Genomic DNA, 2178 nt, shown 5'->3' on the forward strand with positions numbered 1-2178 from the left:
GCACCCAGATTGTTGTCTGCCCCGACCGAAAGCGTGCCAGCCGTGATCGCCGTTCCGCCCGAATAGCTGTTGGTGCCGGTCAACACGGTCGTGCCGCTGCCTGCCTGCACCACCCGACCCGCACCCGATACGACATCGCCGAACGTCAGGCTGTTGGAGCGGTTGAACGCAAATGTTCCTACATCATGCGCCGTCTGGTCCAGCACGACATCGCCCACAATGCTGCCCGTCGTCCCGCCATCACCGATCTGCAGCGTGCCTTCACTGACCTTCGTTCCGCCCGTGTAACTGTTCGCACCCGTTAGGACCAACGTGCCGAAATCCGTCTTGTTGAGGCCCTGTGTGCCTTGAAGCTCTGCGGCAATCGTAGCAGTGATATCCTTGTCCACACGCACGATCGGCATGGCGTTGTTCGTCGTGTCGGAAAGCGTCAGCGCATCGCCCTCAAGACGATAACCGTCGGTGGAAAACTGCATACCCGCAGCAGACACCGCGCCCGCCGTATTATCCACCGTCACCGTGCCCGCCTTGCCGGCAAAAATGGCAAACTCGCCATTGGTCCATGGTCCATTCAGCGTACCGTCCTTGTCGGTCCAATCCGAACCGTGAGTATCCACGTTCCATATCCCGTTCCCCCCATCAATCTGATTGTTGCCGTGCAGGGCAGGATCGCCGCCATCCCAGTAATTGAGTGTCATGCCTGCGGCATTGACCAGATTGACCTGGTTTGCAATCGCGGTCTGGATGCTCATTCCAGAAGGGCCGCCTGGAACCGTACCCAGCACCAAACCATTGTCGGTGAACGCACCGCTATAATCGAAAATACGATAAAGGCCGGGGCCGAAACTGCCCAGATCGGTCACATTGAGCGTTCCGGCCAGTGTCAGACTGCCCTTGACATTGAACAGGCCAACGGTCGTTGGCGCGCCGAGCGCCACATTGATGTTGTTGCCGCCTGCAAGCGTCAGACCCTTCTCAAAGGTCAGGGTCTGGCCCTCACGCCCCACCAGCGTGGCGCCTCCGGCATCAAGCACGGCATTGTCGATGATCGTTCCCTTGCCGCCAAGCGCGCCGCCAGCGGCGACCTCCACCGCACCGCCAAGCTTGTCATCAACCAGAAGGGTACCTGCCTGTACCCCTGTCTTGCCGGCAAAGCCGGAACTGTCGCCCGATAGCGTCAGCGTGCCCGATCCAACCTGCTTCAGCGTTCCAGTACCGCTCAAAACACCGCTGAAACCCATCACGTCGGAGCGGTTGAAGGCAAGCGCAGCACCGGCATCGATCGCGGCATCCCCCATAATGCGGCCCGTCGTCCCGCCAGCACCGATCTGCAGCATGCCAGCCGTGATCGCCGTCCCGCCCGCGTAAGTATTATTCCCCGAAAGCGTCAGGACGCCAGCACCCGTCTTGGTCAGCTTGCCCGTACCCGACACAATGCCCGAAAGCGTGTTGTCATGCGCATTGTCGACGGTGCTGCCCGCATCCGACAGCGTTATGGCGCGACCCGAATTGAAGGCAGCGCTCAACTGCAATGTACCTGCGCCAATCTCCACTCCGCCTGCCGCTGCACCCAGATTATTGTCCGCGCTGACCGAAAGCGTGCCAGCCGTGATCGCCGTCCCGCCCGCGTAAGTATTCTGCCCCGAAAGCGTCAGAACGCCAGCACCCGTCTTGGTCAGCTTGCCCGTACCCGACACAATGCCCGAAAGCGTGTTGTCATGCGCATTGTCGATGGTGCTGGCCGCATCCGACAGCGTTATGGCGCGACCCGAATTGAAGGCAGCGCTCAATTGCAATGTGCCGACACCGATCTCCACCCCGCCTGCCGCTGCACCCAGATTGTTGTCTGCCCCGACCGAAAGTGTGCCAGCCGTAATCGCCGTCCCACCAGAATAGCTGTTGGTGCCGGTCAGCACGGTCGTACCGCTGCCTGCCTGCACCACCCGACCCGCACCCGATACGACACCGCCGAACGTCAGGCTATTGGAGCGGTTGAAGGCAAGCGCAGCACCGGCATCGATCGCGGCATCCCCCATAATGCGGCCCGTCGTCCCGCCGTTACCGATCTGCAGCGTGCCAGCCGTGATCGCCGTCCCGCCCACGTAAGTATTATTCCCCGAAAGCGTCAGGACGCCAGCACCCGTCTTGGTCAGCTTGCCCGTACCCGACACAATGCCC

General features: G+C 61.3%; 1 protein-coding gene. It reads right to left on the reverse strand.

Annotation, left to right across the window (positions count from 1 at the left end; genetic code table 11):
• Nucleotides 1-2178, reverse strand: a 2178-nt coding sequence (locus tag JNC70_RS22705) for an autotransporter-associated beta strand repeat-containing protein (RefSeq protein WP_374789048.1), incomplete at both ends; no start/stop codon positions are given.

Source organism: Brucella oryzae (assembly GCF_041929965.1).
Lineage (GTDB): Bacteria > Pseudomonadota > Alphaproteobacteria > Rhizobiales > Rhizobiaceae > Brucella > Brucella oryzae.